The following is a 2,292-nucleotide window of genomic DNA, read 5'->3' as shown; positions in this document are numbered from 1 at the left end:
TGCCCCGCTGTGTTCCTCCCGCCCCCCGGCCCTGCGGGCCCGCCTCCCTTCACCGGTGGCGCGGCGGGTCGCGGCACGCTGGCCACGCCGCGCGCGGGCGGGGACACCGGCGCGGCGGATCCCTTGGGCCGCGGGATCCGCAGCCGATCGGAGATCTCACGCCAGTCGGGCACCCACGCGGGCACCTTTGCCCGGCCGACCACCGGCTTGGCCTCGGGTTCCGGGGTCGGGTCCGGCTGCTGCTCGGCTTCGGAAGTCATCGCCTCATCGCTCCTCAAGTCAGGATCGATGGTCCGATACCGAGGTCACAAACCCAAGCAGGTATCCAAAAGGCGACCGCTGGGACTCCAGCGGCCGCCTGTTGTCCTATGGCGACTATCCGTTTGGTCTGCCGCTTCGGCTCGGTGTGACGGTGGGGTTGGGGTTGCCACCGCCGCCCCCGCCGCCTCCACCACCGCCGTTGCCGTTGCTCGGGCACAGCTGCGGGAAGGTGCAGCTCGGCGCCTGCGGCGTCGGCGAGATGCCGGTGCCCACGCCATCCGCGTCATCGCCGATGCGCCCGCCGGAGCCGTTGGACAGCTTCTCCTTCGGCGGCTTGAGGTCCTTGTTCACCTGATCCATGAACTTCTTCCACAGGCCCTTGGGATAGTTGGAGGCCATGTTGGACTCCCGCATCAGGTCCGACTTGCCCGTGTTCATCTTGATCGGTGTCTTGTTCTCATCCTTGCTGCCGACCCAGAAGGTCGCCGCGATGCTCGTCGTGTAACCGGTGAACCAGACGTGGGCGTTGGTATTGGGAAACACGTACTTGGTCGGGCTGGACTTCAGGCCGTTTTCCCAGGTGCCGGTCTTGCCCGCGCCCTCATAGCCACCGGAGAGCGCGTACTGCCCGGTCGGGATCTTCTTGAGCACCGACGTGACCTCGTCGGCCACCTCCGGCCGGATCCGCTGCTCGGGCTTGAGCTGCTCATCGCCCTGCGAGATGCGCTCCCACGCGCCGGTCTTCTTGTTTTTCTTTTCGACCTGCAGCACGAAGTGCGGCTTGTTGTAGATGCCGTGGTTGGCGAACGTCGCCGTGCCACTGGCGTGGTCGAGCACGGTGACCGGGTACTGCCCGATGCCCGTCCAGTAGTCGAAGACGTTGCGGTCGGGAATGCCCTTGGACAGGTCGTATTCCTTGAACGGGTCGGTGCTCCACATGGACCTGACCCCGGCCTTGTGCGCCATCTCGATGATCGCCTTCGGCTGGATCTTGCGCGCGATATCGAAGAACGGCACGTTGAATGAGCTCACCGTCATGTCTTCGAGCGTGCAGTACTGCCCGCAGGTGCCGTCGCCCTCGCGATTGGCGTTGCCCAGATCGTAGTCGTCGCCTGCCGACTTCTTGAGCGCGGTCGGATCCCAGTGCGATTTGATCGAGATGTTCTTGTCGATCGCCGCCGCCAATGTGTAGATCTTGAAGGACGAGGCCGGCGGGTGCGGCGAGTCCTCGCCGGCGAAGTCCGTGCCGGAACCGTTGTTTCCCCCGCCGTAGTAGGCCAGCACCCGGCCGTTGCGTGGATCGATCGCCACGCCGGCGCCGATGATGTTTTCGCGCTCCTTGGCCAGCGTCGCGCTGGGGTTGCCTTCGCGGTTGAGCTGAGCCTCCATCGCGGCCTGGACCGCCGGGTCGATCGTCGTTGTGATCTTCAGGCCGGCGTTCTTCCAGTTGCTCACGCCCTGATCTTTGAGGTGCTGGATGACGCCCTTCTCGGCCAGCTCATCCTCGATGTAGTTGATGACGAATCCCGTCCCACTGTCGGTGTAGCCGGTCGCGCCGCCCTGGTTTGCCGCTGGCTTGATCAACTCACCCTGCGCGGGAGCGTCGGGATTTTGCGGCCACGGGTACTTCTGCTTGGCCCGCTCATCGGCACTGAGCCAGCCGTTCTCGACCATGTTGTTGAGCACATAGTTCCAGCGGCTTTCGGAGTTTTGCCGGGCCTGCTCGCTGACGTGCGGGTCGAAGCCGTTCTTACCCTCTGGCTGCTTGAGCACGGCCCCCAGGAGCGCCGCCTGCGAAATGCCGAGCTTCTCCTTGATCTCCTCCGGCTTGATTCCGAAGTACGCTTCCGCGGCCGCGCCGATCCCGTGCGCGCCTCGTCCGAAGTAGACGGTGTTGAGGTAGAAGCCGAGGATCTCCTCCTTGGTGTAGGTGTCCTCCAGCTTGCGGGCCATGATGGCCTCGCGCACCTTGCGCGCGTAGGTCACCTCAAGGTCGTTGGCCGCCTGCCGCGCGTACTGCTGGGTGATCGT

General features: G+C 65.2%; 1 protein-coding gene and 1 pseudogene. Both read right to left on the bottom strand.

What is annotated here, in order from left to right; genetic code table 11:
• Nucleotides 1–260: pseudogene (locus DM816_RS43370) on the bottom strand (hypothetical protein); the annotation flags it as partial.
• Between the two features lie 115 nt (nt 261–375).
• A partial coding sequence (locus DM816_RS41565) for a transglycosylase domain-containing protein (RefSeq protein ID WP_162908419.1) occupies nt 376–2,292 on the bottom strand: 1,917 nt, incomplete at its 5' end.

It is taken from the genome of Allorhizocola rhizosphaerae, assembly GCF_003426775.1.
Classification (GTDB): domain Bacteria; phylum Actinomycetota; class Actinomycetes; order Mycobacteriales; family Micromonosporaceae; genus Allorhizocola; species Allorhizocola rhizosphaerae.
The sequence above is the reverse complement of the archived record's forward strand: the minus strand, read 5'-3'. Positions and strand labels throughout refer to the sequence as shown.